This window comes from Polymorphospora sp. A560, assembly GCF_045781765.1.
GTDB lineage: Bacteria > Actinomycetota > Actinomycetes > Mycobacteriales > Micromonosporaceae > Polymorphospora > Polymorphospora lycopeni.
The window spans coordinates 5,302,660-5,324,019 of the sequence record NZ_CP122282.1 but is presented as its reverse complement, the minus strand read 5'-3'; the positions used below and the strand labels follow the sequence as shown (position 1 = coordinate 5,324,019).

The 21,360-nt window shown below is 70.7% G+C and carries 19 protein-coding genes; 14 read left to right on the top strand and 5 right to left on the bottom strand.

The genetic code is table 11. The features are described 5' to 3' along the window. Positions 1 to 311: 311 nt before the first annotated feature. From QCD66_RS23670 to QCD66_RS23660, 3 genes are all read right to left on the bottom strand, one after another. Complete coding sequence (locus tag QCD66_RS23670) at positions 312 to 797, bottom strand: hypothetical protein (protein WP_375734588.1); 486 nt, start codon at positions 795 to 797, stop codon at positions 312 to 314. A gap of 628 nt (positions 798 to 1,425) precedes the next feature. After that, entirely contained in the window at positions 1,426 to 1,974 is a 549-nt protein-coding gene (locus tag QCD66_RS23665; protein WP_364212856.1) for a carboxymuconolactone decarboxylase family protein, read from the bottom strand. Positions 1,975 to 2,147: 173 nt separating this feature from the next. Beyond that, positions 2,148 to 2,450 carry a metal-sensitive transcriptional regulator gene (locus QCD66_RS23660; RefSeq protein WP_357539302.1) on the bottom strand — a complete coding sequence of 101 codons (303 nt, stop codon included), beginning with the start codon at positions 2,448 to 2,450 and terminating at the stop codon, positions 2,148 to 2,150. Positions 2,451 to 2,597: 147 nt separating this feature from the next. Between QCD66_RS23660 and QCD66_RS23655 the strand changes: the two genes are divergently transcribed. Genes QCD66_RS23655 through QCD66_RS23645 form a run of 3 tightly spaced genes read left to right on the top strand, consistent with a single transcriptional unit; the run spans position 2,598 to position 6,105 of the window. Next, a complete protein-coding gene (locus QCD66_RS23655; protein ID WP_357539301.1) occupies positions 2,598 to 2,807 on the top strand; it encodes a copper ion binding protein in 210 nt (69 codons plus the stop codon). A gap of 38 nt (positions 2,808 to 2,845) precedes the next feature. Continuing rightward, complete coding sequence (locus QCD66_RS23650) at positions 2,846 to 3,835, top strand: hypothetical protein (RefSeq protein ID WP_375734589.1); 990 nt, start codon at positions 2,846 to 2,848, stop codon at positions 3,833 to 3,835. Between the two features lie 14 nt (positions 3,836 to 3,849). Then, a complete protein-coding gene (locus QCD66_RS23645) occupies positions 3,850 to 6,105 on the top strand; it encodes a heavy metal translocating P-type ATPase (RefSeq protein WP_375734590.1) in 2,256 nt (751 codons plus the stop codon). 121 nt (positions 6,106 to 6,226) lie between these two features. Here QCD66_RS23645 and QCD66_RS23640 read toward each other — a convergent pair whose 3' ends face one another. Both QCD66_RS23640 and QCD66_RS23635 read right to left on the bottom strand, forming a co-directional pair. Next, the gene (locus QCD66_RS23640; RefSeq protein ID WP_375734591.1) at positions 6,227 to 7,774 is read right to left on the bottom strand and encodes an alkaline phosphatase D family protein; all 1,548 of its coding nucleotides are present in this window, start codon (positions 7,772 to 7,774) and stop codon (positions 6,227 to 6,229) included. A gap of 303 nt (positions 7,775 to 8,077) precedes the next feature. Beyond that, positions 8,078 to 8,926, bottom strand: coding sequence for a helix-turn-helix transcriptional regulator (locus QCD66_RS23635; protein WP_375734592.1), 849 nt, complete (start codon positions 8,924 to 8,926; stop codon positions 8,078 to 8,080). A 135-nt stretch (positions 8,927 to 9,061) separates the two neighbouring features. Here QCD66_RS23635 and pyrF point away from each other — a divergent pair, with 135 nt between their 5' ends. The 11 genes from pyrF (at position 9,062) to QCD66_RS23580 (ending at position 21,218) form a co-directional block, all read left to right on the top strand. Beyond that, positions 9,062 to 9,892 carry an orotidine-5'-phosphate decarboxylase gene (gene pyrF, locus QCD66_RS23630; protein WP_375734593.1) on the top strand — a complete coding sequence of 277 codons (831 nt, stop codon included), beginning with the start codon at positions 9,062 to 9,064 and terminating at the stop codon, positions 9,890 to 9,892. 45 nt (positions 9,893 to 9,937) lie between these two features. After that, positions 9,938 to 10,390 (top strand): nuclear transport factor 2 family protein, encoded by a 453-nt coding sequence (locus QCD66_RS23625; RefSeq protein ID WP_407566784.1) that lies wholly within the window; start codon positions 9,938 to 9,940, stop codon positions 10,388 to 10,390. A 154-nt stretch (positions 10,391 to 10,544) separates the two neighbouring features. Continuing rightward, complete coding sequence (locus tag QCD66_RS23620; protein WP_357539292.1) at positions 10,545 to 10,745, top strand: hypothetical protein; 201 nt, start codon at positions 10,545 to 10,547, stop codon at positions 10,743 to 10,745. A 119-nt stretch (positions 10,746 to 10,864) separates the two neighbouring features. Beyond that, complete coding sequence (locus tag QCD66_RS23615; protein WP_375734595.1) at positions 10,865 to 12,214, top strand: glycosyltransferase family 2 protein; 1,350 nt, start codon at positions 10,865 to 10,867, stop codon at positions 12,212 to 12,214. Between the two features lie 19 nt (positions 12,215 to 12,233). Beyond that, the gene (locus QCD66_RS23610; RefSeq protein ID WP_375734596.1) at positions 12,234 to 13,259 is read left to right on the top strand and encodes an ATP-binding cassette domain-containing protein; all 1,026 of its coding nucleotides are present in this window, start codon (positions 12,234 to 12,236) and stop codon (positions 13,257 to 13,259) included. Continuing rightward, positions 13,256 to 14,050: an ABC transporter permease gene (locus QCD66_RS23605; protein WP_375734597.1), complete on the top strand. Its 795-nt coding sequence runs from the start codon at positions 13,256 to 13,258 to the stop codon at positions 14,048 to 14,050. The genes QCD66_RS23610 and QCD66_RS23605 overlap by 4 nt, the downstream gene beginning before the upstream one ends. 1 nt (position 14,051) lies before the next feature. After that, positions 14,052 to 14,849 carry an ABC transporter permease gene (locus QCD66_RS23600; RefSeq protein WP_375734598.1) on the top strand — a complete coding sequence of 266 codons (798 nt, stop codon included), beginning with the start codon at positions 14,052 to 14,054 and terminating at the stop codon, positions 14,847 to 14,849. A gap of 1 nt (position 14,850) precedes the next feature. Continuing rightward, complete coding sequence (locus QCD66_RS23595) at positions 14,851 to 16,437, top strand: hypothetical protein (RefSeq protein WP_375734599.1); 1,587 nt, start codon at positions 14,851 to 14,853, stop codon at positions 16,435 to 16,437. Continuing rightward, entirely contained in the window at positions 16,430 to 17,317 is an 888-nt protein-coding gene (locus QCD66_RS23590; RefSeq protein ID WP_375734600.1) for a TauD/TfdA family dioxygenase, read from the top strand. The genes QCD66_RS23595 and QCD66_RS23590 overlap by 8 nt, the downstream gene beginning before the upstream one ends. Further along, positions 17,314 to 19,287 carry a TOMM precursor leader peptide-binding protein gene (locus tag QCD66_RS23585; RefSeq protein WP_375734601.1) on the top strand — a complete coding sequence of 658 codons (1,974 nt, stop codon included), beginning with the start codon at positions 17,314 to 17,316 and terminating at the stop codon, positions 19,285 to 19,287. Before QCD66_RS23590 ends, QCD66_RS23585 begins: the two co-directional genes overlap by 4 nt. Further along, positions 19,284 to 21,218 carry a TOMM precursor leader peptide-binding protein gene (locus tag QCD66_RS23580; protein ID WP_375734602.1) on the top strand — a complete coding sequence of 645 codons (1,935 nt, stop codon included), beginning with the start codon at positions 19,284 to 19,286 and terminating at the stop codon, positions 21,216 to 21,218. Before QCD66_RS23585 ends, QCD66_RS23580 begins: the two co-directional genes overlap by 4 nt. Positions 21,219 to 21,360: the final 142 nt, after the last annotated feature.

The window sequence follows — 21,360 nt, the reverse complement described above, 5'->3', positions numbered from 1 at the left end:
GCAGCCGTGCCGCTTCGCAGTGTGGCACCGTCAGCCATTCGCGGATGTCTAAATTACCGATGCATCGGTAATGCCAGTTCTTGCGCTCACCCTGCTGCCACCGGCGTCCGACGGGGGACGGTGTGGACGCGGTGCCACGCCTTACCGGCGGCCTTCGTTCTGGCCGGAGAATCGCTGGAAAACACCGGGGTACCCCGGCCGCGGTCAGCGGCCGGAGTACCCTCCGTGCGACTTTTCACCACAGGTTCGGGAGCGAGTCTGCCCGTCGGACTGTTTCGCCCCCCACCAGCCACGCGTGCGGGTTCATTTGCCTACCAGGACGCGAACGACGAGGCGCGGTCGTTCCAACCGAGATCGGTGAGGTTGACCCGTCCCATTCCACCCGGAGTCCACAGTGCCGATCCGGTCCACCCGGCGTGCTCCCAGATCGTCTGGCCGTTGTGGTTGTCGGCCGCTACCGATGACGCCTGGTCGTTCCAGTCGATGCACCACAGATGGCAGTACATGCTCACCCTGCTCAGATCGCGATACCCCCAACCGCTCGCGGTCGCCAACAGGTTCCCGCGGAAGTGCGAGTGCTCATAGATCGCCGTACTGTTGGTGAAGTTGATCGACGGTCCGGTCGTACCCGCGGATGATTCTCCGGTCGCTCCTTTCGCGTCCTCCGTCATCTCCTTTGCGGGCTGGGCCAGCGCGTTCGCCGGCCCGCCGTTCTTGCGTACGAACTGTTCGAACTCGGCCGGGCTGGTGAACGCGACAAGTTCCGCTGCCGCGCCACGGTCCAGCATCGCCGCCATGTAGAGCGGCCGTCCGTTGTACCTGGTTATGCCGTCGGGGCTCGCCGGCTTGCCGTCGATGGTGAGGGGGGACACGCGGCACCTGATGCACGATCGGTCCGCCGGTGGCACGGTCAGATCCCTGATGGCTGGGAGCGGGGGCGGCCGGGGCCGAACCCGCGCCGGTGGGGAGCGTCGCGGCGGTCAGACCCACGATCGACCGATCGCCGGCCAACTGCGCGGCGCTTCCGTCCTGCGGAACCGCAGCACCGGCGGGGCTGGCCATGAACGCCCCCGAGGTCAGGATCAGGGCAGCCGCCAGCGAGAGCAGCTTCTTCACGGGACTCCTCCTCTTTCGCTCGTCACGCGCCACCTGTCGTGGCTCGTGCACCAGAGTCGGACCGGCGGTCCTCAGGCAGTCCACGAGTTGTCCACGACTGGTCCACGCCGGGCGACGGGATCGCAGGGGAGGTGTTGCGGCATGGCCGGCTCGTGTGGGAGCGGCGTGTACCCGGGGCGGCACCGTCGCGATCACGATCAGGTGGCGCCGCCAAGCGGTACGCCTCGGAGAGCGCGGCCGGGACCGGCGGTCACCACCCGCGTCCCGCGACGGCGATGCGACGTGGGTGGAAGCGGAGCCGGATCGTCGTCAGACGACCTGCCGGTAGCCGGTGTTGACGATGCGTTCGGACGCCTTCGTGTACCACTCGGGACCGGTTGCCGGTTGGGTGCCGAGGCCGTCGACGTACCGGTTGAACATGCAGAACGCCGCCGCGATGAGCACCGTGTCGTGGATCTCCAGGTCGGTGGCGCCCTCGGCGCGGGCGGCCTTGACCAGTTCGGGGGTGACCTCGCGCCCACTGACCTGGACGGCGCCGGCGATGTGCAGCAGGGCGCGCAGTTTCGCGGAGATCGGGGCGTTGTCGAGGTCGGAGCGCACCTGGTCGACCAGGGTCATGCCCTCGTCGAGCTGCGCCGCCGCGTACGCGGAGTGCGCCGAGCAGCAGTAGTTGCACTCGTTGCGGCCGGAGACGTACGCGGCGATCAGTTCCCGTTCGCCGGGGGAGAGCGGATGCGGCCCGCGCAGCAGCACCTCGACCAGCTCAAGCAACGGTTGGCCGGTTTCCGGCCGGAAGCGCAGCGGCCCACGCACGCCGGGCAGCTCCGTCTCGTCCACCCCTAGGTCGATGTATGCGATGGGGTCACTCTCCTAGGATCACGAAGCCGCTCCAGAGCGTGTCTGGTGATCGAATCTAGTCGATCACCCACGTCATCTCAAGGGTCGTCTGGCTATGTCCAACAAGGACTGTCGTACGACCGTTTGTGGTAGCGGATCGGGCGGCATCTGCGATGGGCGTGCGCCCAGCGAGGTCAGCCCCGCTTCATGAGGCGGCCGACGGCGGCCATCATCTCGGTCGCCATCTCGTCGGCCCGGCCCTCCGCCGCTCCCTCGTGCATGCAGTGCCGGGCGTGCCCGTCGAGCAGGCCGAGGGCCACCTTGTCGAGCGCGGCCTGGATCGCGGAGATCTGGGTGAGTACGTCGATGCAGTAGCGGTCGTCGTCGACCATCTTCTCGATGCCCCGGACCTGCCCCTCGACGCGCCGCAGCCGCGCGAGCAGCTGGTCCTTGGTGGCGGTGTAGCCCCGGGTCGGGGTCGGGTTCGGTGTGGTCATGGAACCGAGGATAACGTACCCCTCCCGGGTATGCTACGGTCGTACACGGCGATACCCCTCCCCGGTATTGGTTCACATGGGCGATCGTGGGCGTCCGCCCGCCAAATACCCCCGGGGAGTATGGGTGAGATGTGAGAGGAGCATTCCATGACCAGCACGACGTACCAGGTGAAGGGCATGACCTGCGGTCACTGCGTCAACTCGGTCAGCACCGAGATCGGCGCGATCGCGGGCGTCAGCGACGTCCAGGTCGACCTCGCCGCCGGGCGGGTGACCGTGACCAGTGAGGCGCCGCTGGACCTGGCCACCGTGCGGGCCGCCGTCGACGAGGCCGGCTACGACCTCGTCGCCGCCTGAAGTTCCCACCACCCCGAAGGAACCGAGGTGCCAGTCACATGAACACGGCGACGAAGCTGAGCGGATTCGCCCTCGGCCTCGCGGCGGTGTTCGGCGCGGCGTACGGGGTCGGCCATGTCGTCGACCCCGTCGCCCCGGCCGCCGACACCCGCCCCGAGAGCACCACCGGCCACGAGGCCGGCGGCCACGACGACGACGGCGGCGGCCACGACAGCGACTCGGGAGCGTTCAACCAGATTCCCGGCGGACTGCTGGTCTCCGACCGTGGCTACACCCTCGTCCCGGTCCCGGCACCGGTGGACGAATTCGCCTTCCGGATCACCGGCCCGGACGCCCACACCGTCACCGCCTTCGACGAGGCACACGAGAAGCGGATGCATCTCATCGTGACCCGCCGGGACCTCTCCGGCTTCCGGCACGTACACCCGGAGATGGCGCCGGACGGCACCTGGCGGGTCGCGTCCCCGGTCGGCGAGCCCGGCACCTGGCGGGCCTTCGCCGACTTCACCCCCAGCGGCGGCCCGCCGCTGACCCTCGGCGTGGACGTATCCGTTCCCGGCCCGTTCACCCCACGACCGTTGCCGGCACCGGCGACCAGCAGTTCGGTCGACGGATACACGGTGACGATCGACGGCACTCTCCAGCCCGGCCGCACCGCCGAGCTGAGCCTCACCGTCAGCCACGACGGTGCTCCGGTGACCGACCTGCAGCCCTACCTGGGCGCCTACGGGCACCTGGTCGCCCTGCGCGAGGGCGACCTGGCGTACCTGCACGTGCACCCGGAAGGCGAGCCCGGAGACGGACGGACCAGCCCGGGACCGCGGGTCACCTTCTTCGCCGAGGTCCCTTCGGCCGGCACGTATCGGCTCTTCCTCGACTTCCAGCACCAGGGCACCGTGCGCACCGCCGAATTCACCCTGACCGCCGGCCAGGCCCCCACGGTCGGTGGCACCGCCCCGACCGGTCCCGCGACGCCGAGCCCATCAGCCACTGGCGGGCACGGCGAGCCCGGCCACCCCCACAACTGAGACCGGAGCACGTCATGACCTCACCCGCCAGGCCGCTGCGCGTCGCGCGCAACCAGCTCGAACTCGAAATCGGCGGGATGACCTGCGCCTCGTGCGCGGCCCGGATCGAGAAGAAACTCAACCGCCTCGACGGCGTCACCGCCACCGTCAACTACGCCACCGAGAAGGCCACCGTCCGCTACGACGACACCGTCACGCCGCAGGATCTGATCACCGCAGTCGAGAAGACCGGCTACACCGCCGTCCTGCCACCCCCGCCCGCGCCGGCCGGCTCGCAACCGGCCGCCGAGCCGGTGGACGAAACGCGCGGTACGCGGACCCGGCTGTGGGTCTCGGTCGTGCTGACCCTGCCGGTGATCCTGCTGGCCATGGTGCCCGCCTGGCAGTTCACCTATTGGCAGTGGCTGTCGCTGACGTTGGCCGCCCCGGTCGTGGTCTGGGGTGGCCTGCCGTTCCACCGGGCCGCCTGGATCAACCTGCGCCACGGCGCGGCCACCATGGACACCCTCGTCTCGCTCGGCACCCTCGCCGCGTTCGGCTGGTCGTTGTGGGCACTGTTCCTCGGCGACGCCGGAACGCCCGGCATGACGCACCCGTTCAGCTTCGACATCAGCCGTACGGGCGGCGCCGGCAACATCTACCTGGAGGCCGCCGCCGGGGTGACCACCTTCATCCTCGCCGGGCGCTACTTCGAGGCCCGCTCGAAGCGCACCGCCGGCGCGGCCCTGCGCGCCCTGCTCGAACTCGGCGCCAAGGACGTCGCGGTACTCCGCGACGGTGTGGAGACCCGGATCCCGGTCGAACAGCTTGCCGTCGGCGACCGGTTCGTGGTCCGGCCGGGCGAGAAGATCGCCACCGACGGGGTGGTCGACGAGGGCACCTCGGCCGTCGACGCCAGCATGCTCACCGGCGAGTCCGTTCCGGTCGAGGTCGGCGCGGGCGACACCGTCGTCGGCGCCACCGTGAACGCCGGTGGCCGCCTCGTGGTCACCGCCACCCGGATCGGCGCCGACACCCAACTGGCGCAGATGGCGAAGCTGGTCGAGCAGGCCCAGGCAGGCAAAGCCGCCGTGCAGCGCCTCGCCGACCGGATCTCCGGTGTGTTCGTCCCGATCGTGATCGCCCTTGCCGCCGCCACCCTGGGCTTCTGGATCGGCAACGACAGCGGCCTGACCGCGGCGTTCACCGCCGCCGTGGCGGTGCTCATCATCGCCTGCCCGTGCGCCCTCGGCCTGGCCACACCGACCGCCCTGCTGGTCGGCACCGGCCGCGGCGCCCAGCTCGGCATCCTGATCAAGGGCCCGGAGGTGCTGGAGAGCACGAAGAGGGTCGACACCGTACTGCTGGACAAGACCGGCACCGTCACCGCCGGGAAGATGGCCCTGGTCGACGTGCTGCCCGCCGACGGTCAGGACCGCAGTGAACTGCTTCGGCTGGTCGGCGCGCTGGAGGCCGCCAGTGAACACCCCATCGCCCGGGCGATCGCCGCCGAGGCGTCGCGAACCGGCACACCGGCACCGGTGACCGGCTTCGCGAACGCCGAAGGTCTCGGCGTGACCGGTACCGTGCACGGCCGGGAGGTGGTGGTCGGCCGGCTGCGGCTGCTGCGCGAGCGCGGGCTCGACGTACCGCGGGAGGTCGAACAGGCCGCGAGCGCGGCCGAGGCCGCCGGCCGAACCGCGGTGCTGGCCGGCTGGGACGGCCGGGCGCGCGGCGTCCTCACCGTCGCCGACACGGTCAAGCCGACCAGCCGGGCGGCCGTCACCGGGCTGCGCGCACTCGGCCTGACTCCGGTACTGCTCACCGGCGACAACGCCACCGTCGCCGCGGCCGTCGCCGCCGAGGTCGGCATCGACCAGGTGATCGCCGAGGTGCTGCCGGCCGACAAGGCCGAAGTGGTCAAGCGCCTCCAAGCCGAGGGCAAGACGGTCGCGATGGTCGGAGACGGGGTCAACGACGCCGCCGCGCTCGCCCAGGCCGACCTGGGGCTGGCCATGGGTACCGGGACCGACGTGGCGATCGAGGCGTCGGACCTGACCCTGGTCCGCGGCGACCTGACCGCCGCCGTGGACGCCATACGGCTTGCCCGCCGGACGCTACGCATCATCAAGAGCAACCTGTTCTGGGCCTTCGCCTACAACGTCGCCGCCCTACCGCTGGCCGCCGCCGGCCTGCTCAACCCGATGATCGCCGGCGCCGCGATGGCCTTCTCCTCGGTCTTCGTGGTGGCGAACAGCCTCCGCCTGCGCGGCTTCCGAAGCACCAGCTAGCGGCCGCGCGCTCGACGCGCACCTGTCACCGCCAGGTGCGCGTCGAGATCGGCGGCGGCGGCGGGCCGGCCCCCGGTGCGCCGGGACGGCTCCGCGCGTCGGAGCCGTCCCGGCCACTGGTTCAGAGGCGGTAGACCGAACCGATCGCGGCGCCGGCGTCGACCCGCCAACGGTCCATCACCGACACCGTGCCGCCCGGCCGCTCGACCGCGTTGCCCAGCACGAACGCCGCCGTCCACGAGGTCGAATCAGCCGTACAGTCGAGATAGCCGCGGTACGAGCTGAGGGATCCCGGGTCCCCGTAGGCGTACTGGGCGCGGAACGCGCCCGGGTCGAGGTACGCCTCGAAGTCGGTGCCGCTGTTGCTGGTCATCGGGGGCCCGACGAACTCCGTCGCCACCAGCGCGGAGTTCTCGTTCTGCCGCTGCCGCACCGAGGTGACGATCGCGCGGTGGGTGTCGCCGCTGACCACGACGGGGTTGAACGCGCGGCGTTTGCGGGCGGCGAGACGGGCGCCGAGCGCATCGGTCAGCGCGGAGCGGTCGGCCTCGTAGCCGGTCCACTTGTCCATCGTGCCGGGGAACCCGGGGAACCAGGAGACGGGAACTCCGGAGCCGATCGCCGTCCAGGTCGCGTGCGAGCTGGCGACCTTGCCCAGCAACCAGGACATCTGTTCCTTGCCGAGGATCGTGCCGGTCGGCGTGCGCCACTGCCGGTCGTCCACGAGCAGCAGGTCGAGGTGCCGCCCCCACCGCACCTGTCGGTGCAGGCGGAGGTGCTTGCGGCCCGACGCGGCGTCGTAGACCGGCGGCCCGCCGCGCAGCGGCATGTTCTCCCAGTACGCCTGCAACGCGTTGCTGAACCGCTCACGTGCCGCCTCGGTCATGTCCGGGTCCCCACCGGCGACGTTGTCGAAGAACTCGTGGTCGTCGGGAACGACGTACACCGGGTGGCGGGCGTGCAGTGCCAGCATCGCGTCGCGGGACTTGTACTGCCCGTACCGGCGCCGGTAGTCGTCGAGCGAGACCACCGCCCGGTTGGGGATGTGGCCCGGGCGGCCGAACTCGTAGATGTAGTCGCCGAGGAAGACGACGAAGTCGAGATCGTCACGCCGCCCGAGGTCCGCGGCCCCGTTGAAGTAGAACAGACCACTGCCGGGCCTGGCCATGTTCTGGCAGCTGATTACCGCGAACCTGGCGGCCCGGTCGGCCGACGGAACGGGCGTGGTGCGGGTCAACCCGACGGGACTGACCCAGTCGCCGACGACGAACCGGTACGCGTAGGCGGTGTCGGGACGCAGATCCGTGACGTCGACATGCACCGACCAGCCGTGTTCCGGGTCCGCCGTCGTGGTACCGGCGGCGACGAGATCGCCGGACTCAAGGGCGGCCGGCGTCCGCGCCACCTGCCACCCGACCGGTACGCTACCGACTCCGTCCATGCCCTGGCTCACGGCGGTCGGCGCGGGCGCGAGGCGGGTCCAGATGACGACCGCCCCCGGAATCGCGTCACCGGAGGCGACGCCGACGGTGAACGGAGTCGTCGCGAAGTCCGGCACGGCGCCGGCGAAAGCGCGCGGGGCAACGGCGAGGCCGCTCGCGATCGTCGCGGTGGCCACGCCTGCGGTCCGCAGGATGGTACGGCGGCTGAGGAGGTATCGGCTGGTCATGGAACTGGGGGCCACCTTTGTCATCGATTGCTGGCCCGCACGAGATTTCAGGGGAAAGCAGACCGTACGGCGACCGCAGGCAAACCCCGGGGGCGGGTTTGGAAACGTTTCCCCGCCGTCCGAGGCGCGACCAGACGGGCGCACAGGGCTGTTATGCAGCCTCTTTGGTTCACGGGCCGACGACCGGTGGGCGTCGGGCGACCACGCAGCGGCCCGGGCGGACTGGGTCAGTTCGATGCGGATACTGGAGGGCCTGCGCCACCCACAGGCAGCGGTGGTGCGGCAGCGGATCGACCAGGGCGGCTAGCTGGACAGAGTGATGTGTTGGGTTCCGATGACGGAGAGAAGCTGCATCTTCTCGTAGCTTTCGCTGCCGGGGACGGCGGTGTAGACGAGAAGGGAGTGTGCCTGGTCGGGGTCGAGAAGGATCTGGCAGGTCAGCTCGAGGGCGCCGATCTCGGGGTGCATGAAGCGTTTGACGCCGTTGTAGCGGACTCCGATCTCGTGTTCGCTCCAGACGGTGCGGAATTCTTCGCTGCGGTCGAGCAGGAGGCGTTGAAGGTGAGCCGCCCATGAGTCAGGTCCGCGGAGGGTGACCGTCCTGCGGAGCCCGGAGGCGAACACGCGGGAGTGCAGCGCGTGGTCGTCGGGGTGGTACAGGGCCCGGGTGGCCGGGTCGGTGAACCATCGGTAACCGATGCTGCGGGCCGGGCCCTGGTATCGGGTGAGGTCGCCGGTGAGAGCGACGCCGAGCGGGGTCTGCCGCAGTGTCTCGCCGAGTTCGGTGACGATCTCGGCCGGGGTGTCGGCGAGCCGGTCGAAGATGCGGAGCAGGCCGGGACTGATGTGTTCGCTGGTCGCGCCCCTCGTGGGAGGGTTGTGCCCGGCGAGGCGGAAGAGGTGGTCGCGCTCGTCGAGAGACAGATGCAGGCCCTGCGCGATCGAGGCGATCATCTGCTCGGAGGGGTGCGGCCCGCGCTCCCGTTCGAGTCGGCTGTAGTAGTCGGTGGAGATGTGGCAGAGCGTCGCGACCTCTTCGCGGCGCAGGCCGGTGGTCCGGCGCCGCTGCCCGCGCGGAAGGCCGACGTCTTCGGGCTGCAACGACTCCCGGCGGCGACGGAGGAACTCGGCGAGCCCGGCTCGGTCGATCATGGCTTCTCCCTCCCTGGTTGCCGTTCCTCTGTTCTACCAGCGGCGCCTTACCGCAGCCTCGGATCGTCGATCCCCCCTTCACGCGGCGGTCCGTCGATACGAGCGGCGGTGGTGGTCCGCCGTAGGGTGTGATGCGTGACGACCGATGGCGGGATCTACGAGCTGATGCGGCGGCAGTGGTCGCAGGGGCGGCTGGTGTGCGTCGGCCTGGACCCGGATCTGTCGAGGCTGCCGGTGGGTCTGGGGGCTGATGACGCGGGACGGGTGACGGTCTTCTGCCGGGAGATCGCTGACGCGACGGCGGAGTTCGCCGCGGCGTTCAAGCTCAACAGCGCGTTCTTCGAGCGGATGGGCGTGCCGGGGGTCCAGGCGCTGGAGCGCACGATCACCTACATCAAGCAGGCACATCCGGACCGTGTCGTCATCGTCGACGCCAAACGCGGGGACATCGACAACACGAACCTGTACTACGCCGAGGCCGTCTTCGACACCTGGGGCGCCGATGTGGTCACCGTGCATCCGTACATGGGCCGTGAGTCCCTGGAGCCGTTCCTGCGGCGCCGGGACAAAGGGGTGATCGTGATGGGGGCGAACTCCTGCGCCGGTGTCGGGGAGTTCCAGGACCTGCCCGTCGGCCCCGAGGGCATCCCGCTGTACGAGTACGTGTGCCGCAGGGTGGCAGGCAACTGGAACCATCTCGGCAACTGCGCGGTGACCGCCGGCGCCACCGAACCGGCCAAGCTCGCCCGGATCAGGGAAGCCGTCGGCGACATGCCCATTCTGCTGCTCGGCCTGGGCGCGCAGGGCGGCGATATCGATGAGTGCCTGCGGGTGGGCAAGGCGCAGGGCTCGTTCGGCCTCATCGCGAACTCCTCCCGCGCGATTCTCTACGCCTCGTCCGGTTCCGACTTCGCCCAGGCGGCCCATCTTGCTGCGGCGCGCTTCAACCAGCGGCTTTCCGAATGACGCGATGGCCGAACATGCTCCGGTCAGCTCAGCAGGAGGTGATCGATGTCTGAAGTGGGGCGGCCGGCGGACGATGTTCTCGGCGCTGGAACGGGTGGCGCGGATGATGCCATGGTCGAGGCACTGCGCGTTGCCGAACGGCGTCTACAGCGGGCCCAACTGGCCTCCGATGTCGCGGAGCTGGATCGGTTGATCGATGATCGGCTCGTGTTCACCGGACCCGATGGCGATCTGTATTCAAAGCAGGACGACCTGCGGGTTCATCGATCCGGACGGCAGTCGATGACCCGGGTGGACGAGGAGGACCTGGCTGTTCTCGTGGCCGGCGACACCGGCGTGACCTGGTTCCTCGGCACGCTGGAAGGCACCCTTGACGGCGAACCGTTCGCCGCCCGGGTCCGCTACACCCGCACCTGGATCCTCGACGAGGACGAGGGATGGCGCCTGATCGCGGCACACGTCAGCCCCACCGGCCGGGACACCGCCACGGACGGTTGACCGGAGCAGCGGTTGCCGCCGGTTGGAGCGTCGATCCGGCTGCCGATTGCGACTCTTCGCCAGTTACCTCCCCGTGACCATTCTTCTGTGGAGGCTCGATGGGAGCGCTCCCTACACTCGTCGCGATGATCACCTCACCTGAAGGAGGTTCGTGATGGGTGGAGCACTCGATCTGTCCGATCTGGACGCGGCCGACATCTCGTGGGCAGACGGCGACGAGCAGTCGACCGGCCTGTACACGGTGGCGCCGGTTGGCAGCGTTGCCGTGACCGAGGGCGCGAGCGACGGCAAGAGCTGCTGCGGCGGCGGCTGTGGCGGCCGGCCCATCCAGTGGTGCTGCATCAACTGCCACTGATCGGGTAGCGCCCCGCCGGCATGCCGCGACGCGGTGTGCCGGCGGCTGGTTGGGGCGTCGGCGCCGGCGCCGACGCCCCAACCCCTGACCGCACACGAGGATCCGGGAGGGATTCAGGGATGGCTTCCGACGTGAACGGCGGTGTCGAACTCAGCGTGGTGATTCCCACGCACGAGGACGCCCAGTGCCTGGAACTGACACTGCGGTCGTTGCGTCGGCAGAGCCTGGCACCGGAGCGGTTCGAGGTGATCGTCGTACGCGACGGCGGGGACGGCGGCGACTACACCGACGTCGCCGACGCCAGCAAGGGACTGAAGCTGCGGCTGGTCGAACTGGCCGAACGCCAGGGCCGGGCGGCGGCACGAAACGCGGGGGTACGGCACGCCTCGGCCGGCCTGCTCCTGTTCCTCGACTCCGACTCGTACGCCACGCCCCAACTGTTGGAACGACACCTGGCCCACCATCTGGACACCGACCGGCCCCCGGTCCTGATCGGGCGGCGAGACGAACTGGGTCTGCCACACGTCAACGCCGCGCTGGCCGGCGAGCCGACCATCCCGGTACCGAACCGGCGCGCCGACGGCGGCGGTGACCTGCGGTTTCCGGCCGGGCACCCGGCCGGCGAGGAATGGTTGCAGGCGGGCTGGCTGTTCGCGTTCACCCACAACGTCTCGGTCTCCCGCAAGCTGTTCGACGAGGTCGGCGGGTTCGACGAGCGGTTCGGGCTGCGCTGGGGGCTGGAGGACATCGAGCTGTTCTACCGGGTGCACAGGCATCTCGGGCTGCTCGAACGCAACTTCGCCTACGACGACGCGGCGGCCGCCTACCACCTGCCGCACCACCGCAACATCGACCGGAACTGGCAGGACTTCGCGAACAACCGCGGCCTGGTCGCCGAGAAGTACCTCGTCGTCGAGTGGGAGTTCGTCGGCATGCTGGAGGTCTACGACTCGGCGGAGCGGGTGGTGCACTACCGCGCGTCGATCGCCGACTGCCTGGCCCGGTCGGCCTGCCGGATCGGGCCCGCCGTCGACCTTCTTCAGCCGCACCTGCCCGGCCACCGGGTGCTCTGGATCGGCATCGGCAGTGACCGGACGACCCTGCCCGAGGGGGCCCTGACCTTCGACTACGCCGCCCCGGCCGGCCCCACCAACCACCACCTGATCGGCATGAGCCCGCCGATCGCCCCGGGCAGCCTCGACGCCGTGGTCAGCGTCGACTTCTGGCGCTACCTGCGGTGGGACGACCTCTGCCAGTTCATCAACGTCGCCGGCGTCCTCGCCGGGGAGGTCCATCTGGTCAGCACCGGAGCCGAACTCTCCGGCGCGGTCGACCCGGACGCGTCGACCTTCGGCTACCTCACCCGTGTCCTGCGGACCGCGTTCGAGACCGCCGTCAGCGACGTCGACGGCCTGGGTACGGTGCTGCGTCTGCGCCCGCACCTCCCGCCGGCCGCCGCGACCGAGTGACCCCAGGCCGACCACGCTGATGACGCACACCCCTGTGATCGAGGCTCGCGGCCTGACCAAGACCTTCCGGATGCCCGACAAACGGCCGGGTCTGACCGGATCGCTGAGCCACCTCGTCCGGCCCCGGCACCGTTCGCACACCGCCGTGGACGGCATCGACCTGACCATCGCGGCCGGGGAGGCCGTCGCCTACGTGGGGCCCAACGGCGCCGGCAAGTCGACCACCGTCAAGCTGCTCACCGGCATCCTCCAACCGACGGCAGGGCAGGTCGAGGTCTGCGGCATCGTTCCGCACCGCAACCGGTTCGCCAACGCGCGCAACATCGGGGTCCTGTTCGGCCAGCGCAGCCAGCTCTGGTGGGACCTCCAGGTCCGTGACTCACTGTCGCTGCTGCGCGACATCCACCGCATTCCACGCCGCCGGTACGAGGAACGGCTCGCCGAGTTCGACGCGTTGCTCGGCCTGGGGGAGTTGCTGCCGGTGGTGGCCCGCCGGCTCTCCCTCGGCCAGCGGATGCGGGCCGACCTGGCCGCCGCTCTGCTGCACTCGCCGTCCGTGGTGTTCCTCGACGAACCCACCATCGGATTGGACATCATCGCCCGCCAGGCGGTCCGGGACTTCCTGCGGGCCCAGTGCCGCGCCGGCACGACGGTGCTGCTGACCACGCACGACATCGGTGACATCGAGCAGGTCTGCCAGCGCCTGGTGATCATCGACGGTGGCCGGATCATCTTCGACGGGCCGATCGACGTCGTACGCGAGCAGATCGCCCGGCAGCGCACGCTGCACCTGACGCTGGACGCCGACTGGACCGGAAACCTCGACGCCGACCTGCCGGGCACCCACCTGTCCCCGGGGACGTCACCCCGGCACATCTCGATCGCCTTCGATCACGCGACCTACGGCGCGGGCGAGGTCGTGGCGGCGGTGGCCGCCCGGGTCCCGGTCGTCGACCTGCGGATCGACGAGCCGTCGATCGAGGACGTGGTACGCCGGGCGTACGCGGGCGAACTCGGTCGGCCGACCTTGGCGACGCCGGCATGAGACCGTACCGGAGTCTGGCCCGGATGGCCTGGTCGACCGTCCTGGTCTACCGGGGTGAGTTCCTGCTCCAGCTCGCCGGGGTCGCGGTGCAGACCGTGGCGCTGTTCGCGGTGTGGCGGGCGTTGTTCGCGGCCGAACCCGGGGGCGAGATGGCCGGACTGTCCTGGGAGCAGATGAAGGCGTATCTGTTCATCGCCTTTCTGACCGGCACCCTGCTGTCCAGCTTCACCGACGGGCAGATCGCCGTCCGGGTGCTGGACGGTTCGGTGGCCCTCGACCTGGTCCGGCCGATCGACTACCAGTTGGCGCGGTTCGCCGAGTCGGTCGGCTATCTCGTCGGTGAGCTGTTCGTGGTCGCGGTGATGGGCTCGGTCCTCCTGGTGGCGTTCGGGGGGATGCCGCTTCCCGACCCTGCCCAGGCCGGGGTGTTCCTGCTCAGTCTGGCCGCGATGGTGCCGCTGAAGTTCGCGCTGGTGTATCTGGTCGGGCTGGCCTGTTTCTGGACGGGCAACTTCCACGGCCTGAGCCTGTCCCGGGTCGCGATCACCAACATCCTGTCCGGCGCGCTGGTGCCGATCGCCCTGTATCCCGGATGGCTGCAGACGATCTGTGCCTGGTCGCCGTTTTCCGGCATCGTCTCCACGCCGGCGCTGATCTTCCTGGGCCAGGTCCGGGGCGCCGAGTCGATGTACCTGATCGGCACCCAGTTGCTGTGGGTCGCCGTGCTCTGGATCGGTGCCCGGCTGCTCTGGCGCGTCGCGGTACGTCGGCTCGTGGTGCACGGGGGCTGACGTGAGCGGGCCGATCGAGGCGGTACGGATCTACCGCAGGCTGCTGGGGGCGCACCTGCGTGCCGTCCTGGAGTACCGGGCCGACGCGTTGCTCACCATCGGGGCCGCCGTACTGGGCCAACTGGCCGGGCTGGTCTTCGTGGCCACGATCTTCCGGCAGGTGCCCGTCCTGGAGGGGTGGACGCAGTGGGAGGTCCTCTGCGTCTGCGCGATGGTGATGCTCGCCGAGGGGATCGGCTCGCTGTTCTTCGAAGGTGCCTGGCATCTCAGCGGCATGGTGAACCTCGGCGCCCTGGACTACCTGTTGGTCCGTCCGTACCCGGTGGTGCTCCAGGTGACCGGTGCGGCGGTCGGCGTCAACGGCCTGGGCAACGTCGTGTTCGGCGCGTTGCTGCTGGCCGTGTCGGTCGGCCGGGTCGACGTGGCCTGGTCACCGGTCACCGTGCTGTGGGCGGGGCTCCTGCTGGTCAGCGGGCTGCTGGTGAAGACCGCCGTCAACCTCGCCACCAACGCGCTGGCGTTCTGGTTGCTGAGCCCCTCGAACTCGATCGCCGTCAGCGTGCACATGCTCGGCGACCTGGCCCGGTATCCGCTGACCGTCTACGGCACGGGCGTGCGGTCGCTGCTGACCGTCGTCCCGGTCGCCTTCGTCGGCTATTTTCCCGCCGCGGCACTGCTGGGCAAAGGTGTCCCGGCCACGGTCGGAACGTTGACCCCGGTCGTCGCGCTGGCCTGCGCCTTCGGCGCCTGGCGAGTCTTCGAAGCCGGGCTGCGTCGCTACGAGAGCGCGGGAAACTGAGATGGCTGACGAACCGCAGGGCCGGCCGGGGCCGGAGAAAGTCGTCGAACGCTATCTGAGCGCGGTGCGCGCCCAGACCGCCGCCGCACCGTCCTCCTACCCGCCGCCGCAGAGTAAACGCTATCCGGGCAGCCCGCGTACACCGCTGCCCTGGCCGGGACCGGGGGCACCACCGCTGACCGGTGCCGGCCTCGACCGGATCAGCGCACTGCTGCTGGGCTACGGACCCCGCCGGGTGGAGACGCTGACCTCCGCAGGGCTGTCGGCGTTGACCGGCACCCCGTCGAGCGGGCCGGTCTTCGCCCGCGCCCTGCCCGCCTGGTTCACCCTGCGCTGGTCCGTACCGTCCGGGGGTGCCTACTATCCCGGCGAGATCTACCTCGCCTGGACCGGGTCCGGTGAACTGCCCGCCGGCGTCTACCACTACGACCACGTACATCACTGCCTGGAACTGCTCCGCGCGGGAAATCCGGTCGCCGAACTCGACCGGCTGCTGGGCCCGACGACAAACCCGGCGGACCGATCACGGCGCAGCGCCCTGCTGCTGGCCTGCCGGCCGTGGAAGAACAGCGGCAAATACCGCGCGTTCGGCTACCAGCTGGGCACCATCGACACTGGTGTCCTTCTTGGACAGTTGCTCACGTCGACTCAGACCGGCACCGTCCACCTGGCTCCCGATCCGCGGGCCGCCGACGACCTGCTGGGACTCGACGGCCTGGTGGAGAGCGTCTACGCGGTGATCGAACTCCCCACCACCGCGACGGTCGAGACCGGCACGCAGCCGGACCTGACCCCGCCGCCGGACCCGGTCGGCCTGGCCAACGACCGGCTCGCCCTGGCCGACGCCGACCCCAGCGCGGTCGCCCTGCACCGGGCCATCTCGACCGGGGGCGACGCGGCGGTCCGCGCGGATCCCCACCCGCCGGACAACGGGGCGGCGGCACCGCCGCCGCCCACCACGGCACCGGTCCGGCTGCCCGAGGTCACGCCCCTGGACCTGGTCGGCGCCGCCGCCGGCCGGGTCTCGGCCAGCGACCTCGCCCCCGGCCTGCGCCTCGGGCAACTCGCCGACATCCTCGCGTACGCCGGCGGCCACCGGGCCACCACCACCGCACTGGACACCCTGTCCCGGCACCCGCTCCACCCGTCGCTGTGGTGCCTGGTCAACCAGGTGGACGGGCTGCCGCCCGGCGCCTACCGGTACGACCCGCGACAGCACCTGCTGTGGCCATCGGCCGGCACCGGGCCGCAGGCCCCGACCACCAATGTGGTCGACCGCCGGATGGCGACCGCCGGCGTCACCGTCTTCGTCGTCGCCGGGGGAGACCCGCCGATGGCCGACCTGACACCCGCGGCGTTCCGCCAGCTCCACCTGCTCACCGGTGCCGTCGTACAACTGACCGCCCTGGCCTGCCAGGCGGTCGGCGCGGCGGCCCGCCCGATCGGCGGGTTCTCGGCCCGCGACGCCGCCGAACAACTGGGACTGCCCCACGGACACACCCCCGTGGTGCAGCTCCTGCTCGGTGCGCCGAAACCGCGTGCCGGACTGCTGGCCGTGGCACTCACGGAAGGAACCTCGGATGGATGACGACCAGATACCGGTGCTGACCGGCCAACCGGCACCGGACACGGTCCTGGCGACCCTGGCCCGACACGGCGCGGCGCTGCTCCGCGACGGCGGCTGGCGGCGCGAGACGTTCGTACGGCTCGGCGACGCGTTGATGACACCACTGCCGTACGACGGTGCGTTCCACGACGAGCGGGACGTCGTCGGTGACGACCCGACCACGACCACGGTCACCCGGGGCACCCGGGGAATGCCGCTGCACCGCGAGGCGTCGTACGCCCCGGGCTCACCCGACCTGCTGACCTTCCTGTGTGAACGACCGGCGGCCGACGGCGGCGGCACGACGCTCTGCGACGGGGTCGCGCTGCTGGCCGCCCTGCCCGAGCCGGTGCGTGAGCGGTTCGAACAGATGGAGATCACCTGGGAGAGCCGGATGTCGACCGCCGCCTGGCAACAGATGTTCGGAACCACCGACCGGGCCACGGCGCAAGGCTTGCTGCGGCTGTGGGAGCCGCACCTGCGGTCGTGGGAGTCGATCCACGTCGACTTCACCGACGAGGCGATGACGGTGGGCTTCGGCACCTGCTGCACCCCGCCGACCCTGTTCGGCGCCGTTCCCGCCTTCTGCAACTCCCTGTTCATCAGCCGGCCGCGCGACGACGAGTACCGGGACCAGCGGCTGCGGGTGCGGACCCCGGCCGGGACACCGGTCGACGACGATCTCGTCGCCACCGCCGCCGCGGCGGCCGCGGACCTCACCGTCACCGTGCCCTGGCAGGCGGGTGACGTCCTGCTCGTCGACAACTCCCGGTACCTGCACGGCCGCCAGGTATTCCAGGACACCGGACGCGCCGTCCTCGTCCGGATGGGCATGCTCGACCGGGCGGCGGTGGCGGGATGAGAGCCAAGCTGCGCGACGACCTGATGTACGTGGCGACCGACGCCGGCGTCTACCTCGAGACGGGCACGACCAGCACCGAGATCAGTGGCGGGGCCGCGTACGGACTGATCCGACGGATCGCCCCGCACCTGGACGGCAGCCGGACCGTCGCGGAACTGACCGAAAGCCTGCCCGCCAACCAACAGCGGCTGGTCACCGACCTGGTCGCCATGCTCGTCCACCGTGGCATCGCCCGTGACCTGGACCGGGAGCCGCCACACCGGCTACAGGACTGGGAACTGACCCGATACCGGCAGGCGATCTCCTTCGCCGAACACACCGCCGACGCCCCGCTGCACCGCTTCGAATCCTTCCGCAACAGCCGGGTCCTGCTCATCGGCGCCGGCCCGGGCCTGGCCGCACTGGTCCAGACCCTCTTCGACCTCGGATTGCTGACGGCCACCCTGGTCGAAACCGCCGAGTCGCCGACCGAACAGGCGGCCTGCCAGCGGATCCTCGACCGCTGCCGGGCCGATGACCCGACCGTCGAGCTGAGTCTGCGCCCGGAACTCGCCGACGGCGCCGCGCTCGCCGCCGTGGTCGGTGAATACGACGCCGTACTGCACTGCACCGACCGGCTGATGGCCGGCCGGGCGCTGACCCTGAACCGGGTGGCCCGCGCACACGGGGTACCGGTGCTGCACGCCCTCGCCACCGCCGGCAGCGCCTGGGTCGGCCCCACCGGCGGTGGAGCTGTCGGCGGCTGCTGGGAATGCGCGGTCCGGAGCCTGCACGGCACCAGCCCGTCCGGCGAGGCACCGTTGGAAACGGACCACCCGGACGCCGTCGCGGAATACCTCACCGCTCCGGTGGGCGCACTCATCGGAACGGCGCTCGGATTCGGCTACTTCCGGCACGCCGTCGGCGCCGAGACCACCGCCACCAACCGCATGACCCACATCGACCTGGAATCGGCGGTCACCAGCGAACACCTGCTCGGCGTCCATCCCCGCTGCCGCTCCTGCCGCGGTTCCGTACCGGCGGAACCGCTTGCCGAGCGGATCGCGGTGATGGCCCGCCGGACCCCGGTCGACGCCGAGACGTTCGCGACCCGGGTGGCCACGATGATCGATCCTCGGCTGGGGCCGATCCTCGACATCGGCACCGGCCGGCAGTCACAGATGTCGGTGAGCTGCATCGAGGCGACCGTCGCCGACGTGGCCGGCACCGGGACCGGACCGACGACCGTCACCGCCATCGGTAACAGTCGCCGGCAGGCTCTGAGCCGTGCGGCGGTGGCCGCGGTGGAGTCGCTCGCCGAGCGGGCGGCCACGGTGACCGACACCGGGCCGGCCGGAACCACCGACCTGCCCCACTGGTGGGACCCGGCCACCGGCGAGGTCGTCCCGGCGGAGCCCACGGGACCGCTGGTGGCCGCCGGGTTCACCTGGGCGGAGGCCCAGGGCCGGGCGCTGCTCAGGCTACGCCGTTCGGCGGCGACGGCACCGGACGCCGGCCACCTGCCCGGCCCTCCCGACCCGGCCGGCTCCACACCCGACCCGGCGGTTTCGGTCGGCTCCACACTCGACCCGGCCCACTGGCCCGAACCGGTCCGGACCATGGCGGCGGACATGAGCGTCCTCGGGCACGACCTGCACGCCTGGCGCGACGCGTCCAGCACCCCGACGGTCTTCGTCGGAACCGCCTCCGGCTGGCTCGCCCACACCACCGCCCCGGACACCGACACCGCCCTCGAACAGGCGATGCAGGCGGCGGTAGCCGGCCTCACCGGTCGCAGCCCGGCCGGCGCGGACGTCGGCCCGGATCTCGGCGCGGGAGACTGGGACACCTGGCTCGCCCCACTGCTGAAGGAGCTGACCGACTCCGGGCAGCGGCTGCTCCTGCGGCCGGTCGACCATCTCCCCGACACCCACGTGCTCCCGTTCCTTGTCGAAGCCATGCTGGCACCCGGACCCGGGAGTATCGGATGACCGAGACGATGACCGCGCCGACACCGGCCGTTCAGGTCCACGGGGACGGCCTCCTGTTCCAGGCCGTGGCGGCGGCGACGGACCGGTTCCGGACCGACCACGGCCGCGCCGTCGACCTGTTTGTCGTCGACGGCGTCGACCAGGCCGACCAGGTGTTGGACGCGGCCCGCGCGGCCTATCAGGGCGGGCGGGACTTCCTGCCGGTCTACCCGACCCCGCGTGGCGTCCGGATCGGTCCGCGCACCGTCGCCGGGCAACCCGGATGCCACCACTGCGTACGGGTCCGCGAAGGCCGGGCGCGGGTCACCGGAACACCCCAGCGGTCGGCTCTCTGGCAGGGCCTGTACGAGGGATCCGTCACCGCGCCGGCTCCCGTTCTCGGCCCGCCGGTGCTCACCACCGTGGCCGCGTTGGTGACCGATGAGCTGGCGCGCGTGGCGCGCGGTGCCACACCCCGCTGCGCCGACGCGGTACTTGAGGTCACCACCGCCACCCTCGCGGTCAGCCGGCACCGGTTCATCGCCGACCCCGAATGTCCGATGTGTTCGACCCTGCCCGACGACGGTCCCGAGGCCGGCAGCTTCACCCTGATGTCCCGGCCGAAACAGGCTCCCGACAACTACCGCGCCCGCAGTCTCGCCGCCGAGCACGAGCGGCTGCTGGAAACCATGGTCGACGTCGAGACCGGACTGATCTCGTCGATGACCATCCACCACAACCACCCCATGATCCTGGCCGCGGCCATCGGCGGACCGGCGTGCTGCACCGACCTGTCCGGCTACGGGCGCACGTTCAGCTATCCCGCCAGTGTGTCGGTCGCCATCGCCGAGGCGCTGGAGCGGCTGGGCGGCACCCTGCCCCGGTCCCGCCGGACCCGGGTGACCGCCACATTCGCCGAACTCGGCCCCGAGCGTGCGGTCGAACCGCCGACCCTGGGACTACCCGACGCCCCGCCGCACGAACACGCCGTGCGCTACCACCCGAACCTGCCGGTGGAATGGGTGTACGGCTACTCCTTCCGCCGGGGCGGCCCGGTCCTGGTCCCGGAGAGTTCGGCCTACTACGGCTCCCATGCGACGGCCTTCGGGCTGGAGAGCTCCAACGGCTGCGCGCTCGGCGGAGACCTGGAAGAGGCCATCCTGCACGGCATCTTCGAGGTGGCCGAACGCGACGCCTTCCTGGCCACCTGGTTCGCCCGGCTGCCGGTCCCACGGGTCGACCCGCTGACCTCCGCGGACCCGATGACCCGGCTGCTGGTGCGCTGGCTGGAACGGTCCACCGGAAGTCGGCTGCACGTCTTCGATATCACGATGCCGGAGGGGGTTCCCGCGCTCTGGTTGATGCTGGTGGACGAGACAGGCCGTCCGGGTCAACCCAAGGCGTTCTGTGGCGCGGGTGCGCACCTCGACCCCGAGCGGGCGCTGTGGTCCGGGCTGGTCGAACTGGCCAGTGTCGCCGACGCCACGAAGGAGATGGTGGCCGGCGACACCACGGCACCGGGGTTGGTCGCCGACTCCGACCTGGTCCGGTCGATGGAGGACCACGCGCTGGTCGCCGCCTCTCCGGACAGTTGGGACCGGTTCGGCTTCCTCTACCGACGCGACGAGATCGTCTCGATGGAGACCGCGTTCCCGCACTCGAAGCGTTACCGGCCGGCCACCGATCTGCTCGCGGATCTGCGTTGGATCGTGGACCGGTATCTCGACAGCGGTCTGGACGTGGTCGTCGTCGAGCAGACAGCCCGGGAACAGGCCGCCGTCGACCTCACCTGCGTCAAGGTCATCATTCCGGGCACGCTGCCGATGGTCTTCGGGCACCGGAACCGGCGGGTCGACCTGCCCCGGCTGCGGGAGCTTCCGGTACGGCTGGGGTACCGGTCCACACCACTGCCCCCCGAAGAGATCAACCCCTATCCGCATCCATTCCCCTGACTTCCGTCCTGAACCCAGGGTGGGTGCGTCGCCGGCTGGACCACGACGTCGCACCCACCCTGCCGGGGATCGTTTCTGAGTCGGCGTCAGAAGAGCGGTCCCGCACAGGCCGCCATACTGTCGCTCATGAGCCTGGCCGTGC